Here is an 18,031-nt window from a genome sequence, read left to right on the forward strand (position 1 = left end):
ACGGTACCGAAATCGTGCGCCAGTACATTTAGCTATCCGAAATCCTCGGCCTCGAGAGTTCGGATACCGCTCCGCGGGGGCGGGTTCGGATCGGGAGCCGAATCGCGACGAGCACTCGACGACCGACTCAGTCGCCGGCGGTATCGGCCCCGAAGTGATCGAACGGCTGGCGGTGCTCTGCCTTGAGCAGCTCCTGTTCGCCGACGTCGATCCCCTGCCGTTGCAGCCGGCTCACCGCCGCCGTGATCTCGTCGGTGTCGCCGGCGACGAGGTCGATTCGGAGATTCCGACGGCCGGTCATCACTTCCCGCACTGCGACGACGCCGTCGATCGCCAGCGCCGTCTCCGCCAGCTCCTCGCGTTCGTGGATCGGGACCGTACACTGGACGATCACGTGCATCGACTTGTCGGTTCGCTCGTAATCGATGACCGGGACGTAACCGTTGATGATCCCCGCGTCCTCGAGACGGCCGATTCGATTCCGGACCGTGTTTGGGGTCACGTCGACTTCGTCGGCGATGTCCGTCGCCGTGTTGTGGCGCGCGTCCTGCTGGAGCAGGTGCAAAATCCCCCTGTCGACCGAATCGAGCTCGAGCCCCATGGCGACCCGTTGGACGCCCATCGGCAAGCGCTTGCTGGTTCGGGATCGACGGGCGACGGCGGCGCGGGTCCGCGTCCGCCGAGACCGGAACAGCGAAGGCCCGGGCGATGCCCGGTTGCGGTATGTTCGGGCCAGCAGTACTCGGCGGCGGCGCGCTCGTCGTCCTCGTCATCGGATCGTGGCTGTTCAGGCGGGTCCGCGGTGGGTCGGCGGCCGAACGGCAGTCCCGGAACCGCCACAGGGAGGCCCAGGAGCGGGAGCCGCCGGTCGACATCGGCGACGTCGAGACTATCGCGATCCGCGAATTCACCGATCACCACTCCGGCGAACGGCGGGCGGTCGGCAAGGTCGAGGGGTTCGTCGTCTTCGTCGAAGACGTCCCCGATCGGTGCGAGACGACCGACGTGATTCGGGTGAAGATCCTCTCGTTCAACCGCGGGGAGACGTCCGCGACGGCGACGTTCCTCGAGCACGCCTAGACGGGACGGAACCGACGCGGAAAAAAGACGGTCGCGGCGACTGCCGAAATCGACCAGCGGTCGTTCGACAGCCGTTACGCTCGCCGTCGGATGGCGACCGTCGCCAGCAGCCCGGCGATCGCAGCGATTCCGACGCCGGCTCCGAAGCCGGGAACGCTGTCGGATTCGTCCTCGTCCGTGTCGGCGGTGGTCTCGAGACCGAGGTAGCGCTGGATGCTCGCCGTGTCGACCTCGGGGAACTCCTCGTCCCACTCGCCGGCCTGGTGAACCGTCGTCTCGCCGTCGACGACGCCGAGGTGCTCGATGTCGGATTTCGTCGCCGACGACGCGTCGACGTCGCCCATGGAGTCGACGTAAACGTACGTCGACGCGTCGTCGGTGTCGGTCGCGATACCGCCGATTGCGACGGTGTCGCTAATGCTGTCCGTGACCGCGCTCATGTTCTCGAACTTCGCCCCGCCTTCGACGCGAACCGTATCGTCGGTAATGCTGGCGTCGACGCGGGCGACTTCGAGTTCCGATTCGGCGACCGTCGAGACGAACTGGTTCGCTTCAGCGGTCCCCGACCCGGCCGTCGGACTGCTTCGCGTGGACTGCGCCATCGCTTCGACGGCCTGAGTCGCGAGGTCCTCGGCCTCGAAGTCGAACTGGCCGTCGACCGCGAGCTCGTCACCGTCAGTTTCGGCCGTCACGCTGAACGTGACGTCGTTGGGGGTCTCGATATCGTTCGCCTCGAGTTCGTCGATGTACGCCGCCCAGTTCTCGGTGTCGCTCGTGAGTTCGGCGTCGAGCTCGAGCGTCCCGGACGACGTCTGCTCGATCGACCCGTCCCAGTTGAGTTCCCAGGTGAGGTCGGCCGCCTGCTGTGCCTCGATGGTCGTCCGAGCCGTCTCGATGTCCGCCTGTCCGAACCCGCCGTCCGCGGCGGACGATTCGGCCAGATCGAGCATCGCGAGAGTGAGTTCGTCGTAGTTCGCGATCGCGAACTCCCACTCGACGGTCATCGAGCCGTCGCTCTCGCGCATCGTGAATTCGAGGGTCTCGATCTCGAGGTCCGTGACGCTGGTCGCGATCGACTCGGCTTCCGACCGACTCAGATCCATCGACTGATCGGTCGCGAGTTCGTCGGCGAGTCGCCGCTCGACACTGTCGTCGATCCCGGAGTACTCGACGGTGAACGCGATGTCGAGCCGGTGTTGGCCGGTGGCTCGCTCCTCGAAGTCGTACCGCGTGATCCGTACCTCGCTCGTTCCGCCGAGTTCGGTCGAGAGGTTCCCGTACTGGCGCTGGAGGGTTCGTTTCGCCTGGTCTCGAGTCTCCCAGTCGCCGGCCTGCCAGTCGAAGAGGGTTCGTTCGCGGGCCACGTCGACGACGTAGCCGTCCGCCGTGTCCTGCAGCGAGACGTTCATCGACGTCCCCTCGCCGGAGAAACTCGTCGACGATTCGACGGAGACGGTGCCGGCCGTCTCGAGCCTGTCCGGCGTGGCGGTCACGTAACCGTCCGTGCTGACCGACCCGGTGGAGACGGCGTCACTCTCGAACGTTCCGGTGGCGGTCGCCTCGAACTGGTTCGTCTCGTCGGTGACTTCGCCGTTGATGTCGACGGAGAGGTCGTCGACGCCCTCCGGTCGTTGCGCGACGAGAGAGCCGTCGCCGGAGAGTCCGCTCTGGTCGAGGACTGCGGAGAAGTTCGCCGACTCGACGTCCTCGCTCCCGCCCTCGAGGTCGTCGGCGACGAGCATGTGGATCAGTCCTTCGTTGGCGTCCATGCTCAGGTCGAACCGGTCGACGTCGGACTCGTCGCCGTTGTCGTAGCGGAGGACGGCACCGCCGTCCTCGCGGAGGTAGACCTCGTCGGCCGCGCCGAGTTCCGACTCGGCTTGCGCGACCGTCTCGTACGATTCGACGGACGGCCCCGCCGCGTCGGCGGTCGTCGTCATTCCGCCGTAGACGGCCGGCAGGCCGATCGACGCGATCCCGACCGCTGCAACGATCACAACGGCGAGAAGCGTTTTCGTTCGATCTCTCGATTCCTCGTTCGACGATGGTTCCCCACCCATATCTTGAGTCTTCGACTAGAGCGGCATAAAGGTTAGTTTTCCATAATGTGGTAGACTGAATCCGTCGTGAGCGCGGACTGAATACGGACGGCGACGATCACGACGAACGACGGCTCTCGGCGAGGCCTCGATCGCCCGCTATCGACAACCTCTTTCGCTCGCCCCGGTCATATCCAGTATGACCGACTATTTCGAAGTACACGAGCGCGACGGGGCCGCGCGCGTGGGCGAACTCCGCCTCTCGTCGCCGCGTTCGACGCCCGCACTCGTCGACGACGTCCTCGAGGACGCGGGCTCGCTCTGGAGCGGCGAGCGCGAACTCCCCGAGGGGGACGACTCTCGGCTCACCGTGCTCCCGCACCGGGCGTTCCCCGGCGGCACCGCCGACGAAGTCCAGGAATCGTTCGCCGTCGACTACCCCGACGTCGACTACCCCAGCGTGGCCGTCGTCTCGAGCGAAAGCGCTTCGGCCCATGAGACGGACGCGTACGCGGTTTCGAACGTCCAGTCCGTGATGGGCCACGGGGCGGCGCTCGTGGACGCCGTCGTCTCCGTCCGCGACGCGATCCCGGCCGACACCGCCCTGCTGTTCTCGGGGGTCGCCACGCCCCGGAACGTCGCACTCCTTGCCTACGCCGGCGTCGACCTGTTCGACGAGACCGCCGCCGTCGTCAAGGGCACCGACGGCCGCTATCTGACGACCGACGAGGCGTACTTCCTCGAGGACCTCGACGAACTCCCCTGCTCGTGTCCGGCCTGCCAGAAGCCGCGCGAGGAGTTCACTCGCGAGGACTGCGCCGAGCACAACGGCAACGCCCTCGCGTCCGAACTGGCGATCGTCCGCCGGCGGATTCGAGACGGCCGGCTGCGGGACTACGTCGAAGGCCAGGCTCGCCACGACCAGTGGCTCACGGCGGCGATGCGCGAACTCGACGCCCAGTGGGGGTATCTCGAGGAGCGGACGCCGATCCTCCGCGACGCGCGGATCGACGCCGCGACCGCGGATACCCTCCGTCGGGTGGAGATCCAGCGCTTCGCCGACCGGGTGACGACGCGGTACCGCAACCGCTTCCAGAACCCGCTCGTGCTAGTGCCCTGTTCGGCTGCCAAGCCCTACAGCGAGTCCCAGAGCCACCGCCAGTTCCACGACGCCATCCAGTGGCGCGCCCACCTCGTCTCCATGACCAGCCCCATCGGCGTCGTCCCGCAGGAACTCGAGACGACATACCCCGCCCAGCACTACGACACCGTGGTGACGGGGCGCTGGTCGGAAGACGAGAAGCGGTTCGTCAGCGAGGTGCTACAGCGCTACCTCGAGCGCAACGACTACCCGTCCGTCATCGCGCACGTCCCCGACGAGGGCTACCGCGACATCGTCGAGCGCGTCGAGGAGCGGCTCGAACTCGATATCACCTACACCGTCGCACAACACCCGACCGACGACGAGTCGCTCGCGAACCTCTCCGAGGCGCTGTCGGGCGAGCTGAAGTACTCCAAGCGCGAGCGCGAACACAACACCGTCCGCGCGATCGCGGACTACCTGCTCGGCGACGAGGCCGGCGACGACCTCTTCGCGGACATCCGGACGACCAGCCGGTACCCGAAAATTCAGGTTCGCGATCCCGACGACACCCAGCTCGCGACGATGGTCCCGCAGTACGGGACGCTCTCGTTCACGCTCGCCGGCGCGCGTCGCTGGGTCGAGAGCGACGCGCCGGAAAAGCGGGTCGAGATCGACGGCTTCGTCCCCCACGGCAGCGTGCTCGCGCCCGGCGTCGTCGACGCCGACGAGGACATCCGCGTCGGCGACGAGGTGATCGTCGAGGGACCGCAGGCCTTCGCCGTCGGCCGCGCCGAGATGTTCGGCCGCGAGATGGCCGAGAGCACGCGCGGCGTCGCCTGCGAGATCCGCCACGTCGAGGAGAAGTAACCAGTACGGACGGCGGCTACCGCTCGTCCACCCCGCACCGACCGTCGGACCGATCGAAGACGAATTCCCGACAGGACGGACACCGATCGCCGTTCACGAATCCGTTGACGGACCGGCCACACTCCGGACACTGCCAGAGTCTCGCATGCTGCCTCACTGTCTCCCGGTAATTCCGACGAGACGGAAAGCTGTTTTCCCGGGTCTCATCGCGTGCAACCGGCCGCCCAAAACCGCGTTGGAGACGGCCGACTCGAGCCTCGAGAACGGGTATCCGCGAATCGACGCCTCGCTCACCGACCGGGACAGGCCTTGAGCAGGTGTTCGCGATAGACCGCTTCGGGGACCCGCTCGCCGCAGAGTTCGCAATCGCGGTGGTCGCCATCGCCGCCATCGCCGTCGTCGGTCACGATCCGACGTTCGCACTCCGCCCGAATAACGGCCGCGCTTCGGTGGTCGCCGTCCTGCGGTTCGTCCGCCGTCTCCCCGCGCTGTCTCCCCGCTCGAGTCCGCCGCGACCGTCCGTTCGTCCGGGTTTCGGACCGGTCCGTTTCCGCGAGTTACTGTCAAACCATCTACGTGTATTATATACTGAGACGACGTACGTAGTATCGGTGAGTTCAATGAGCACTACTTCCACATCCACAGACGGTGTACACGACGAGGAATACTCCCTCGAGAACGAATGGCGCACCCTCGCGCTCGCGGGCGGGGTCGTCGGCCTACTCGGGCTACTCGCGATGACGATTCCGTTCGCGACGGGGCTCTCGATTTCGATCGCGCTCGGGATTCTGCTCGTCGCGGGCGGAATCGTCCACGGCGTTCACGCGTTCGCCGCGGGCGGCTGGCGCGGGACGGCCTGGCAACTGGCCCTCGCGATCGTCTCGGTGATCGCCGGCGTCGCCGTGATCGCAGCACCGACGATCGCGCTCGTCACCCTGACGCTGGCGCTCGTCGCCTACCTGGTCGTCGACGGGCTCGTCGAACTGGGGACGGCCGTCCGGATGGCCGGCACGCCCGGTCGGCTCTCGGTCGGCGTCAGCGGTGCGATCTCGCTCGTCCTGGCCGGGCTGCTCTGGATCGGCTTCCCGGCCAGCGCGGTCTGGGCGATCGGCCTGCTCGTCGGCGTGAGCCTCCTCATGACCGGCCTCTCGATGGTGGCCGTCGCGATGGCCGCCCGCCCGATCGACGACGTCGCGCCGCCCGCGACCGAACCTCGCGGCGCGTGAGCACTTTTTTGCCTCGGCGTTCGACCCGTTTTCGCACCGCTCTCGAGCGGCGCGGAACGAACGGTTATTCAGCGCGTATCTCCAACCGCCCGGTGTGAATCTCTCGATCGTCGATCTCGCGCCGGTTCCGGCGGGCGGTACCGCGACCGATGCCTACGAGAATACGCTCGAGCTCGCGCAACGCGCAGAGGAACTCGGCTACTCGCGGTTCTGGGTGGCCGAACACCACGGGATGGCCGACTCGATCGCGAGCACGACCCCGGAGACGCTGCTCCCCTATCTCGCGGCCGAGACCGACCGGATCAGGATCGGCTCCGGAACGATCCTGCTCAACCACTACCGGCCGTTCAAGGTGGCCGAGACGTTCAGTTCGCTCGACGCGCTAGCCCCGGGCCGCGTCGACCTCGGACTCGGTCGGGCGACCGGAATTCCGGCCGCCGACCGCGCGCTGGGGACCGACCGGACGAAACGGAACCCCGACGAGGACCACGCCGAGAAGATCGAGGCGACCGTGACCCACCTCGCCGACGGCTTTCCGGACGACCATCCCTACGCCGAACTGCAGCTCCCCCGGTCGGGGAGCGACGGTCCCGAGGTGTGGGTCCTCGGTTCGAGCCCATCGAGCGCCGAAATCGCCGGCCGACTCGGCCTCCGGTACTGTTTCGCCGGATTCATCAGACCGACTCTCGCCGAACGCGCGTTCGAGACGTACCGGGACGAGTTCGAACCCTCGCCGCTCGGCGCGGGGCCGGACGAGCCGACGGGGATGCTCGCGACGAACGTCGCCTGCGGTGACACCGATCGGGAAGCGGCCAGGCTCCGGGCGAGCGCCGAAGCCTCCTACCAGCGAATGCGACGCGGCGTCGTCGGCTCGCTACCGCCCGTCGACGAGGCGATCGACGAACTCGGCGGCGTGCCGGAGCCGACGCCGAACCCGCTCCCCGACGGCGAGTGGCCGCGCGCAATTTCCGGCAGCCCGGAAACGGTGGCCGCTCTGCTCGAGGAGCTGACCGATCGGGTCGGCGTCGACGACGTCGTCGTCCAGAACCTCATCGCGGACCACGACGACGTGATGCGGTCTCACGAACTGCTCGCGGACGGCGTCGGTCTCTGAAAACGGCGACCGCGCTACTCGCCGAATACCGAGTTGAAAAACTTCCGCTCGGCCGTCCGGAGGTGCTGATTGAAGGTCGCGGGCGCGATACCGAGGCGTTCGGCGATCTCCTCGCCGGTGCTCCCGCGGGGCCAGTCGAAGTAGCCCGCGAAGTAGGCCGTCTCGAGAGCGGCCCGCTGCTTGTCGGTGAGTTCGTCCTCGAGCACTGACGTCGACCCGGAGTCGCTGCGGTCGCTGCGTTCGGTGGTCCGCTGGGCGAGGTAGGTGACGTCGTCGCGCTGGGAGCGGATGAGTTCGATTATCCGGCGGGTGTCCCGGCCCCGCGGGAGTTCGACGACGAACCGGAACTCCCCGTCGGTGATCGTCGCCGACGCGACGCGGCCGCCGTGCGTGGCGATCGTCTCGAACAGCGAGACGGCCGCCGGCGCGACGAGTTCGAACTCGAGTTCGTCGCGTCTGACCGAGAGGAACCGAACGTCGTCGATTCCGCCGGTTTCGTCGATGGCGTCGCTGAACGCCTCCTGTGAGACCCCGTGTGCCGAGCCGTAGGCCAGCAGCGATTCGTCGCCGCTGACCAGTTGCTCGAACTCGATCGTACACGACTCGCTGGCCGAGAGTTCGACCAGCTCCTCGGCCATCGACTCGACGCGGAACTCGAGTTCGACGACGGCGTCGCTGACCAGCGCGTCCTTGCGTTCGATCGCCGTGATCGCGTGGGCGATGACGTCGCCGATCCGGGCGAGGACGCTGGTCTCCGGGCCGTCGAACGCTCGCGGTGACGACGAGTAGATGTTCAAGACGCCGTAGACGAGATCCTCGTGCACGATCGGGATCGCCGCCGACGACCGATACCCGCGGGCGCGTGCCGCCTCTTGCCACGGCTCGAAGTCGGAGTTCCCCCGAACGTCGCTTACCACCTGCACTCGCCCGGCCCGGATCGCCGTTCCCGCCGGACCCCGGCCGCTCTCGTCGTCTTCGTCGGCGCTGATATCGATCTCGTCGAGATAGCCGTCCTCGACACCGGCCGCCGCTTTCGGGACGACGCGGTCGCTGCCCGGATTGACGCCACCGATCCACGCGAACCGGTAGGCGTCGGACTCGGCGAGCCGGTCGCAGACCTGCTGTTCGAGCTCCGCCCGCGTCTCGGTCGTGATCACCGCGTGGGTGATGTCGTGACCGATCCGATTGAGCCGGTTGAGCGCCTCGAGTTGCTCGCGTTGCTGCCGGCGCTCTCGCTCCTGTCTGGCCCGCTCGATCGCGTGATGGATCGTCCGCACCAGCAGCTCGCTGGTCACCTCGTCTTTGACGAGGAAGTCCTGGGCACCGCGCTGGATCGCCTGAACGCCGACCTGCTGGTCGCGGACGCCGGTCAGGACGACGATCGGCGTCTCTCCCGCCTCGGCGTAGACCGTCTCGAGGGTCGTCAGCCCCTCGCTGTCGGGAAGGTTCAGGTCGAGCAGGACGATGTCGGTGCCGTCCGATTCGATCGCCTCGAGTCCGTCCTCGAGTCGCGTTTCGCGCGATATCTCCGGTGTCTGGCCGGTCGCCTCGCCGGGACTCACTCGCTGGGCGAGCTCCTCGGTGTCCCGGAGCATCTCCTGAATCAGACGGGCGTCGCCGGGGTTGTCCTCGATGAGGAGTATCCGGAGCTCGTCGGCCGTCTCCGCGCTCTGCTCGCTCTCCGTTTGCGTGTCCGTCTCGCTCATGAGTTATCGACCTCGGGCGGGAGCCGCACGACGGAGAACCAGAACTTCTCGAAGGCCCGGACCGTCTCGATGAACTCGTCCGGATCGACCGGCTTCGTCAGGTAGGCGTTGGCGTGGAGCTCGTAGGACTTGACGATGTCTTCCTCCGCCCGCGAACTCGTCAGCACGATCACGGGAATGGAGCGCAGCGACGAGTCGTCTTTGAGCTCGGCGAGAACCTCCTCACCGTCCTTGCCGGGCAGGTTGAGATCCAGCAGAATGAGGTCCGGCCGCGGGGCGTCGGCGTACTCGCCGCGCTGGGAGAGGAAGTCCAGCGCTTCGGTGCCGTCGGTGACGACGTACAGGTCGTTCTCGATTCGGCCCTGTTTGAACGCCTCTTTCGTCAGGCGGACGTCGCCGGGGTTGTCCTCGACCAGGAGGATCTGTGCCGGCTCGCCGCGGAAGCTCTCTGATTCACTCATCGGTCGGTGTTTCCGCGGCCGCATCGGTCGCGGCGTCGGTCTCGTGACTCGTCGCTGGCTCCGTCTCCGCGTCCGACACCGCCGGTAGCGTGACCGTGAACGTCGATCCCTCGCCGGGTTCGGAGTCGACGGCGATCTCGCCGTCGTGGCGCTCGACGATGCGTCGACAGAGCGCGAGCCCGATCCCGGTGCCGGCGTACTCCTCGTGACTGTGGAGTCGGTCGAACACCCGGAAGATGCGATCCGCGTCGTCCGGCTCGATCCCGATCCCCCGATCGCGAACTGAAACCGTCCATGTTGGCCCATCGTTCTCGGCGAATACGGATATACGTGGGGTTCCGTCACCTGAATAGGTAATCGCGTTGTCGACCAGGTTCTGGAACAGCTGCCGGAGCTGTCCGGGATCGGCGTGGACACGAGGCAGCGGGCCGACGTCGATCTCGGCGTCGGTCTCGTCGATCCGCACCTCGAGGTCGGCCAGCACGTCGTCCAGGACGGCCTCGCAGTCGACGGCGCGGAACGGATCGCCCTGCGTGTCGACGCGGGAGTAGTCGAGCAGCCCGTCGATCATCTCCTGCATCCGGTCGGCCCCGTCGACCGCGAACTCGATGAACTCCGCCCCGTCCTCGTCGAGGGCATCGGCGTACCGGCGCTCGACGAGCGTGAGATAGCTCGAAACCATCCGTAACGGCTCCTGCAGGTCGTGGGAGGCCGCGTAGGCGAACTGTTCCAACCGACGGTTGGACTCCTCGAGATCGTCGACCAGCCCCTCGAGCTGGCGCTGGTACTCCCGCTGATCGGTCACGTCCCGGCCGATTCCGGTCACGACGGGATCGCCGGCGGGGTTCTCGAGCGTCGACGCGACGAACTCGTAGGGGATCCCCGTCCCGTCTTTCGTCTGGACCGTCGCTTCGACGCGCGTGCTCCCCGTCTCGAACGCCTCCGCGACCGCGGTCGCGATCCTGTTCGCGTCCGCCCCCTCGAAGAACTCGAGGGCGTGCATCGACTCCATCTCGGCGTCGGTGTAGCCCGTCACGTCGGCGAGGGTCTCGTTCCATCGGTTGAGATCCCCCGTGTCGTCGAGCACGTAGAACACGTCGTCGACCGTGTCGAGCACGTCGTCGGTGTACTGCTTGAACCGCTCGAGGCGGGCCTCCCGCTCGCGCAGCTGGCGCTGTTTCCGCTTCGCCTCGGTGACGTCCTGGACCATGAGCATCCCGGCGAACACGTCGCCCCGGTCGTCTTCGACCGGGACCGCGTGCGCGTTCCACTCGCGGTCGTGCATGCTGAACTCGAACGAGCGGTGCTCGCCGGCGAGCGCGGCGTCGAAGTTCGTCTCGAACGTCTCGCGGGTCTCCCCGTCGTACCGTTCCCGTACCGTCTGCCCGACGAACTCCGAGACGGAGAGATCGATCTCCGCCAGGATCTCCCCGCCGGCGAGCGTGTACGCCATGTCCGCGTCGAACAGCGCGACGATTCCGTTCGGGAAGTGCTCGACGAGCGTCCGGTATCGCCGCTCGCTCTCCTCGAGATCGCGCTGCCGGGCCTGTCGCTCGAGTTCGTAGCTGATCCACTGGGCCGCGAGTTCGACGAACGAGCGCTCCGCCGGCGTAAACGGTTCCGAACGGGGCGACGCGTCCTCGAAACAGAGGGTGCCGTACGGTTCGCCGTCGACGGTCACACGTCCACCGAGGTACGCGTCCAGCTCCCACTCCGCGTAGGCGTCCTCGTCGATGCCGTGCGCGAGCGGCGAGTCGGTGAACGCGAGCAGGTCGTCGGTCGCGACGGTCCGCTTACAGTAGGCGGTCGACAGCGACGCGACCGTTCCCGGCCGGAGCTCATCGTTCGGTCCGCTCGCGTGTGTCACCTCGAAGCGATCGGCGTCCTCGTCGATCCGGGCCAGAAAGCCGCCCTCGAGCCGGAGTCGGTCCCGCCCGAGCGCGAGCAGGTCGTCGATCTTCTCGTCGAACGTCCGCTCGCTGTCGGCGGTGATCGCGTAGAGGCGCTGCAAGGTGCGATTGGTCGCCGCCAGTTCCCGCTCGGTTCCCGTTCGATTCGTTCCGTCCCGGAAGATGACCGACAGCCCCGTCTCCGAGGGGGAGGCGTGGACGTCGTACCACGCCTCGAGTGGCGGGACGGACGCGTCGAAGCTCGTCGGCTCCTGCGTGACCATCGCCCGCCGGCACTCCGTCTCGAACGTCGAGCCGACCGCGGCCGGAAACGCCTCCCAGAGGGGCTCGCCGACCAGCCCCTCGTCGTCGGGATCGAGCAGCGCCCGCGCCCGCTCGTTGACGTACGTCACGGTCCACTCCGCATCCAGTCCCAGGAAGCCGTCCGCAACCCGGTCGAACGACGGCTCGACGATGCCGTCCGTGACCGCGCCGGCCGCCGGACCGCGCTGCCCTGCCCGATGGTTCTCGACCGCCGCTGCGAGGAGGTCCGCGACGCTCGCGACGAAATCGAGCTCGCGGTCGGTGACCTCTCGGTCCGTCCCGCGGACGTCGAGCGTCCCCCACGGCTCGGTCGGCGCGTCGATCGCGGCGGCGATTCCCCCGGCCCCGCCGCCGTCGGCGAGCGAACCGCGGTCGGCGGAATCGGGTGCTCGGTCGGCGCGCCCGAGGTCCGTCACGATCGGGTCCGCGGACTCGAGGACGGCGTCGACCCACGAATCGGCGTCGGTCGGCACGGTGACCGACCCGACGGCGTCGTCGCGCCACCCGGCGTCCGCACGCAACACCGCTGCGTCGCCGTCGGGCCGGAGTTCGAAGACCGAACAGGCGTCGGCCTCGAGCACGTCCCGGACGGTCGCGGCCGCGTCGGTCAACAGCCGGTCGAGGTCGCTCGACTCGAGGGCCAGCTGGCCGAGATCCGCGACGGCCTCCTGATATCGAACGCGGGAACGGAGAGAGTCTGACGAAGAGTCGGCGGCAGCCATAGTACCGTCTAAAAGATCGGCGATCGGTGTAAAGCTAGCGTTCAACCGTCTGTCACGACACACTGTCAGCGCAGCGTACCGGTTGCGAGACGGGAGCCGCGCCGGCGGCCGTCAGTCGGTGAACGTCGACAGCCGAACCGTCCGTCCGTCGCGCAGCGACCGCCGAATCCGTGCGCGATCCCAGCCCAGCGGCGACACGACGCTCTCGCAGGCGCGGACGAGCAGCGTCGCGTAGTAGTCGGCGTCGTACCCGCGTGGCTCCTCGAGCAGGAGTCGGACGCGCTCGGGGCCGCGGGCGTCGTCGTCGACGACGACGTACTCCACCGACTGTCCGGGATGGCGGTCGATCCCTCGGCGCTCGTATCGCCGGAGCGCCGCCGTCGTGTGCGTCCGCTGGTAGTACGCTCCGAGGGGCTTCGAGACGCGTTTCGTGATCGCGAGGGCGGTCGGCTCGACCGCCCCCGATCGGAGGTCGGTCAGTCGCCGGCCGAGGACGTCGCAGACGGCCTCGGGATCGCGCTCGCGGTCGAGCGCCTCGACGAACGCGCGCTGGCTGTCCGCGACGAACGCCGGCGTCTGCCGCTGGCGCAGTTCGATGCCGCGGAACGTGTACCCGCCGTCGGCGCGCTTGCCGAAGTACTTCGTGAGCGCGCCCGCCGATGCGGTCGCTCCCGCCGGATTCGTGTCGGCGACAGCGCTGCCGACGGCGTCCCGCAACGGGACGAAACACACCCACTCGTAGCTGCCGTCGTGCTCGAGCGGAACGCCGACGGCCTCGGAAACCTCACCGATCACGTCCGCGAGCGGCTCCGGCTCGTCGACCCGCGGCGTCACCCAGAGGCTGTCGACGATCCCGTGGACGATCCGCCACCCCGCGTCCTCGAGCCGGCGTTTGGCCGTCAGGGCGATCTCGCGAGCGTAGGCGTTGATCGCCTCGTGGCACTCGATTCGGCCGAACGTGGCGTTGCGATATCCCTGGTACCCGAACGAGGAAACGAGCACCCACTTGATCGCGCCCGACTCGGCACGGAGCCGGGCGGCCGCCGGTTCGGGCGGATCGGCCTCGAGTCGGCGTTTGATGGCCGCGCGATCGGCGATCAGCGGCTCGAGGACGGCCGGGAGGAACCCGTCGGCGTCGCAAATCTCGTACTCGAGTTCGGGGACGCGGCGGCTGCCGACGGCGTCCTCGCCCGTTCCGTCGCCCGAGTCGCAGTCGCAGCCGACCGTCTCCGGACTCACGTTTCGTTCGCAGATGAGCCGCGGATACAGCGAGGCGAAATCGATCTCGTGGACGTCCGCGTGGAAGCCGACCACGGGCGCGAACGTGAACCCGCCGCGGTCGGCCGCGTGCAGCGTCTCGACGTCGGTGAACCGCTCGGGCTCCCACTTGTTCCACGGGGCGAGCACGCCCCGTTCCCGACGTGCGAGCCGAACCTGTCGCGACGTCAGTAGCGTCCCGATGCTCCCCCACGCGGCCTCCTGCAACGGGCGGCCGGTCCGCTCGACCATGTAGCGAATCCCCGCCAGCCCCGACTGGTGCCAGAGGAAGCTGTTCGACGCGTCGACGATCGCCCGCCCCGGCACCCGATACCGCGCCGGCGAGTGGCCCACTCGCCCGTCACTCGCGTAGGTGTTCTCGCTCGCCAACTGCGTCCACCCCGGCCGCCGACCGAGGTGCCAGTCTGCCAGTCCCAGCGCCGCGGCCCGTCGCTCGAGCAGCGGGACGAGGGCGGCGTGGCTCACCGCGAGGACATCCGGGTCCCGCCGCTCGAGTCGCCGCCGGAGCGTCCGAAGCGTTCGCGCCGCATCACCGTCGACGGACTCGCCCGCGATCGAAAGCGCCGCGACGTCGCCGTCGGCCAGCGCGGCCTCGTCGAGTTCGAGCCGGAGCGTCCGGAGTTCGCGGGCCGGCGTGGGATCGATCCCGCGGTCGAGGCAGTACCGAAAGCCCGGCGCGAGATCCGCGTCGAACAGCCGGAACGTTCCGGGGGCGTGGCTCTCGCGCTCGTGGACGCCCCGAACGTCGCGGGCCAGCGACCGACACTCGCCGACGCGCTCGAGGTCGACGCGCAGCACGCGGGACCGCTCGCCGGCGTGGGCCTCGTGGAGGCTGGTCGCCCACCGCTCGAGCCGCGTCGCCGTGACTTTGGGGTCCGTCTCGAGGCGCTCGCGCAGGTCCGCCAGCGCGTCGTCCGGGCCGGCGACGAACAGCGACGGCGCGTAGTCCGCGACGGTCGTCGGCTCGGCGCTCTCGTCGGTCAGCGACCACTCTCGGACGAGCCCGTCCTCGAATTCGAACGCGTACGGACTCATCGCGCGTGATCCTCCTCGCCGCCCGCACTCCCGTGGTCGCCACCGTCGGACGGGCGGGGACGGCCGTCACTCACGGCGGTCACGTCGTCGATCTCGCGGGCCGCGCGCTCCTCGCGCAGCCGCCGCAGTTCGACCTCGTGAGCGAGCAACAGCGACAGCAGGAGGGCTCGTTCGGGGTCCGGCTGATTGGCGTACCCCGCCGCGTCGGCGAACGACCGCGCCCGGTCGAACAGCCGGTCGAAGTCGTCCTGGTGCGCCCGGCGGAGCGCCCGTCGCATCGGCTCCCACTCGGACTCGAGCCGCCGGAGGGCGTCGCGGTAGGTCGGGTTCGTTCGCCCCATCAGCCCTGCACCTCGAGGAGACCCCGATCGTGGGCGGCGACGACGGGATCGACCGCGTCGACTGCCCCGCAGATGTCGACCCAGTAGGGAATCGTCGTCTGCCAGTCGGTCCCGTGCCAGTATCCCGCGGTCGCGTCCCCGTCGCCTGCACGCTCGAGCCGAAGCCCTTCGCGCGTGCGAACGCACTCGAGGACGGTGTCGGCGTAGTCGGCGGCCGGTCCCGAATCGGCCGCGGTATCGCCGTCGCCGGTCGTCGTGAGCAGAACCGGACAGCCCAGAACCCGCCCCAGTTCGGCGAGGACCTCGAGACTCGCGATCAGCAGCGTCTCGCGCTCCCAGCACGCGAGGTCGTCGTCCCGGTAGAGGGACGCGACGTTCGGCGCGACGAGCAGGGTCGTCGCCGGCTCCGCCCGCCGGGCGACGTCGCGCACCAGCGAATGGTGCTGGTACGCGGTGAACGCCCGCGCGATCCGCAGGCGCTCGAGGGTTCGCCGGCTCCCCGCGCACTCGTACAGGGCGTGGGTCGACGCCGCCGCCCGCGCGTCGATCCAGTAGGCCGCCCCGCCGGCGTCCGCTCCGGCCGTCAGGTGCTCACAGACCAGCCGGTGGACGATCTCCGATCGCGGCGACGGCACGTTCAGCAGCGTGGTTCCGGGCTCGAGTTCGAACTGATGCATAGGCGATCTCTCGAGCGATCGAGCCATAAGCGACGGAACCCGGTTTCCGACAGTTCCGAAACAGGCTCGACTGCCCGTACCGGTCGCGACGGCGGTTCTCGAGCGCCGATTCGGTTTCCGACGGGGATTCCGAAACGAGCGCGGCCGTCACTCCGTGGCTCGGATTCGGATCGCGATCCCGTCCGGGTCCGCGACCTCGATGCCGCCGTCGACGTCGCCGACTGCCGCCTCGCTCCCGCGCAGTCGCTCCCGGACGGTCTCCACCGCCGCCGGCTCCGGAACGACCAGTTCGAACCACGCCAGTCCCAGCCCGTCCGCCGGCGTCGACCGCTCGTTCCAGACGTTCGCCCCGACGTGGTGGTGGTAGTCGCCCGCCGCGAAGAAGAGCGCACCCGGCGCGTACGACATCGTCACGTCGAGTCCCAGCGTCTCCGCGTAGAACTCCCGGGTCGCCTCGAGCGAGGATACCTCGAGGTGGACGTGGCCGACGGTCGTCCCGTCGGGGACCAGTTGCGGACCCGTCGGCGTCGGATCGGCCGCCGCGGTCGCGAGATCGGCGAGGGCCAGCGGCCCGCCGGTCGCTCGAACGGATCCGTCGTCGGTCCGCGGCCACGCACCCCGTGGTCGGTCGCGATAGATTTCGACGCCGTTCCCCTCGGGGTCCGTACAGTAGAGCGCCTCGCTGATCCCGTGATCGGAGGCCCCGTCGAGCGTCCACCCGTCGCGAACCCGCTCGAGCGCGGCCCCGAGCGCCCCGCGCGACGGAACCCTGAACGCGGTGTGGTAGAGTCCCGTTTCCCGCTCCCCACGCGGGTCGGCGTCCGAGTCCTCGAGCGCCACGAGTAACGGGGTTTCGCCGGCCCCGAGCGTCGCGCTCGCCCCGTCGCGGTCCAGTACGCGGAGACCGACGACGTCGCGATAGAAGGCGATCGTCGCCGCGGAATCGGCGACGCGAAGCGCGGTCCGACCGGGGCGAGTGTCGTCCGGGAGCGCCGGCGCTCGGCTCATACGTCCCGTATGGGGGCGAGCCGGGTAAGTGGCTCTTTCGGCCGGCGCGGGACGTGACCGACGGCGGTCCGTGGTCGGAGGTCGGAGACCGCAGACCGCTTAGCGGTCGTCGCCGGCCTCGTCGTCGCCGTCGACGAGCCGATAGGTCCGACCCCGACGCTCGCCGACGGCCTCGATCAGGTCGTAGTGGACCATCTTCGTCAGGTAGTTGCGCAGCGTGCGGTTCGTCTTCGGCTCCTCGACCCGGCGCTCGTACTCCGCGTAGAGGTCCCCCGGCTCGATCTCGCCGGCGTCGGCGATCACGTCGTACAGCACCCGCTGGTGTTCGATCAGCCCCTCGACGGTCTTCCGACGGATCGCCGTCCGCGCGTCCGGAATCGCCGCCTCGAGCGCGCTGTCGGTGATCGCACCCAGCCCCTCTCGCTCCGCGCGGCGGGCGGCCGACCGGAGGATGCCGATGCCCACGCGGGCGTCCCCCGACGCGGCGTCGGCGATCGTCCGCAGCTGCGAGTCGGTCACGACGCCCGGCTCGAGGGCCTTCGACGCGCGCTCGGCGAGGATCGCCGCGAGCTCGTCGGTGCCGTAGCGGTCGAACCGGACGCGGGTGCCGGCGTGGAGCCGCGAGCGTACCCGGTCGTCGAAGCTGGCGAACAGCTCCTCCTCGCGATTGGCGATCAACACCGGCGAGACGTGTGACAGCCGGTGGAGGTCGTACAGCGCGGCCGTCTCCTCCAGCTGGTCGACCTCGTCCAGAATGACGACGATCGGCCCCCCGTCAGCCCGGGAGAGCCGCTCGAACAGCTCGTCTTTCGGCGTCGACCGGTGGACGTCGACCGTCCGATCGACCGCCTCGAGAACGCTGTAGAGCACGCGAAACCGCGTGTACTCCTGCCAGCAGTTCACGTACGCGACGCGAACCGTCGGCTCCTGTTCGCGCAGCTGGCCGAGCGTGTACCGGGCGATGCAGGTCTTCCCGACCCCGGTCGGCCCGAACAGGAAGGCCGGGTCCGGCCGCCCCTCGTACAGCAGCGGCTCGAGGCTCTCCGAGAGGAGGTTCACCTCGTCGTGGCGGTGGACCACCTCGCCGGGGACGAAATCCTCGCGCAGGACGCGGCCGTCGACGATCACACCGGACCGGTTCGTCCTCGACGCTAATAAACGACGCCGGGCCGGTTCCGAA

At 68.8% G+C, this 18,031-nt stretch carries 14 protein-coding genes; 4 read left to right on the forward strand and 10 right to left on the reverse strand.

Annotated elements, in window-relative coordinates:
- Positions 1-127 precede the first annotated feature (127 nt).
- Positions 128-601 carry an Lrp/AsnC family transcriptional regulator gene (locus BMX07_RS20965; protein WP_090622148.1) on the reverse strand — a complete coding sequence of 158 codons (474 nt, stop codon included), beginning with the start codon at positions 599-601 and terminating at the stop codon, positions 128-130.
- Positions 602-723: 122 nt separating this feature from the next.
- Here BMX07_RS20965 and BMX07_RS20970 point away from each other — a divergent pair, with 122 nt between their 5' ends.
- Entirely contained in the window at positions 724-1,080 is a 357-nt protein-coding gene (locus BMX07_RS20970; RefSeq protein WP_090621932.1) for an RNA-binding protein, read from the forward strand.
- A gap of 74 nt (positions 1,081-1,154) precedes the next feature.
- Here BMX07_RS20970 and BMX07_RS20975 read toward each other — a convergent pair whose 3' ends face one another.
- Entirely contained in the window at positions 1,155-3,140 is a 1,986-nt protein-coding gene (locus tag BMX07_RS20975; protein ID WP_090621935.1) for a hypothetical protein, read from the reverse strand.
- Positions 3,141-3,318: 178 nt separating this feature from the next.
- Here BMX07_RS20975 and arcS point away from each other — a divergent pair, with 178 nt between their 5' ends.
- From arcS to BMX07_RS20990, 3 genes are all read left to right on the forward strand, one after another.
- Entirely contained in the window at positions 3,319-5,070 is a 1,752-nt protein-coding gene (gene arcS / locus BMX07_RS20980; RefSeq protein WP_090621938.1) for an archaeosine synthase subunit alpha, read from the forward strand.
- A gap of 620 nt (positions 5,071-5,690) precedes the next feature.
- A complete protein-coding gene (locus BMX07_RS20985; RefSeq protein ID WP_090621941.1) occupies positions 5,691-6,296 on the forward strand; it encodes an HdeD family acid-resistance protein in 606 nt (201 codons plus the stop codon).
- A gap of 94 nt (positions 6,297-6,390) precedes the next feature.
- On the forward strand, positions 6,391-7,410 hold the full coding sequence (locus BMX07_RS20990) for an LLM class flavin-dependent oxidoreductase (RefSeq protein WP_090621943.1): 1,020 nt from the start codon (positions 6,391-6,393) through the stop codon (positions 7,408-7,410).
- 14 nt (positions 7,411-7,424) lie between these two features.
- Here the strand turns inward: BMX07_RS20990 and BMX07_RS20995 are convergent, their stop codons facing one another.
- The 8 genes from BMX07_RS20995 to BMX07_RS21030 all read right to left on the reverse strand — a co-directional run bounded on the left by BMX07_RS20995 (position 7,425) and on the right by BMX07_RS21030 (position 17,979).
- Positions 7,425-9,116, reverse strand: a complete 1,692-nt coding sequence (locus tag BMX07_RS20995; RefSeq protein ID WP_090621946.1) for a bacterio-opsin activator domain-containing protein — start codon at positions 9,114-9,116, stop codon at positions 7,425-7,427.
- Complete coding sequence (locus tag BMX07_RS21000) at positions 9,113-9,577, reverse strand: response regulator (protein ID WP_090622150.1); 465 nt, start codon at positions 9,575-9,577, stop codon at positions 9,113-9,115. Before BMX07_RS21000 ends, BMX07_RS20995 begins: the two co-directional genes overlap by 4 nt.
- Positions 9,570-12,512, reverse strand: a complete 2,943-nt coding sequence (locus BMX07_RS21005) for a PAS domain-containing protein (protein ID WP_090621951.1) — start codon at positions 12,510-12,512, stop codon at positions 9,570-9,572. The genes BMX07_RS21000 and BMX07_RS21005 overlap by 8 nt, the downstream gene beginning before the upstream one ends.
- Before the next feature lie 111 nt (positions 12,513-12,623).
- Positions 12,624-14,825, reverse strand: coding sequence for a type B DNA-directed DNA polymerase (locus tag BMX07_RS21010; protein ID WP_090621953.1), 2,202 nt, complete (start codon positions 14,823-14,825; stop codon positions 12,624-12,626).
- The gene (locus tag BMX07_RS21015; RefSeq protein ID WP_245742182.1) at positions 14,822-15,166 is read right to left on the reverse strand and encodes a DUF8156 family protein; all 345 of its coding nucleotides are present in this window, start codon (positions 15,164-15,166) and stop codon (positions 14,822-14,824) included. The genes BMX07_RS21010 and BMX07_RS21015 overlap by 4 nt, the downstream gene beginning before the upstream one ends.
- On the reverse strand, positions 15,166-15,843 hold the full coding sequence (locus tag BMX07_RS21020; RefSeq protein WP_090621956.1) for a hypothetical protein: 678 nt from the start codon (positions 15,841-15,843) through the stop codon (positions 15,166-15,168). The genes BMX07_RS21015 and BMX07_RS21020 overlap by 1 nt, the downstream gene beginning before the upstream one ends.
- A gap of 147 nt (positions 15,844-15,990) precedes the next feature.
- Positions 15,991-16,851, reverse strand: a complete 861-nt coding sequence (locus BMX07_RS21025) for a VOC family protein (RefSeq protein WP_090621959.1) — start codon at positions 16,849-16,851, stop codon at positions 15,991-15,993.
- A gap of 99 nt (positions 16,852-16,950) precedes the next feature.
- On the reverse strand, positions 16,951-17,979 hold the full coding sequence (locus BMX07_RS21030; RefSeq protein WP_090621961.1) for a Cdc6/Cdc18 family protein: 1,029 nt from the start codon (positions 17,977-17,979) through the stop codon (positions 16,951-16,953).
- Between the last annotated feature and the right edge of the window lie 52 nt (positions 17,980-18,031).

This window comes from Natrinema salaciae, assembly GCF_900110865.1.
Taxonomy (GTDB): domain Archaea; phylum Halobacteriota; class Halobacteria; order Halobacteriales; family Natrialbaceae; genus Natrinema; species Natrinema salaciae.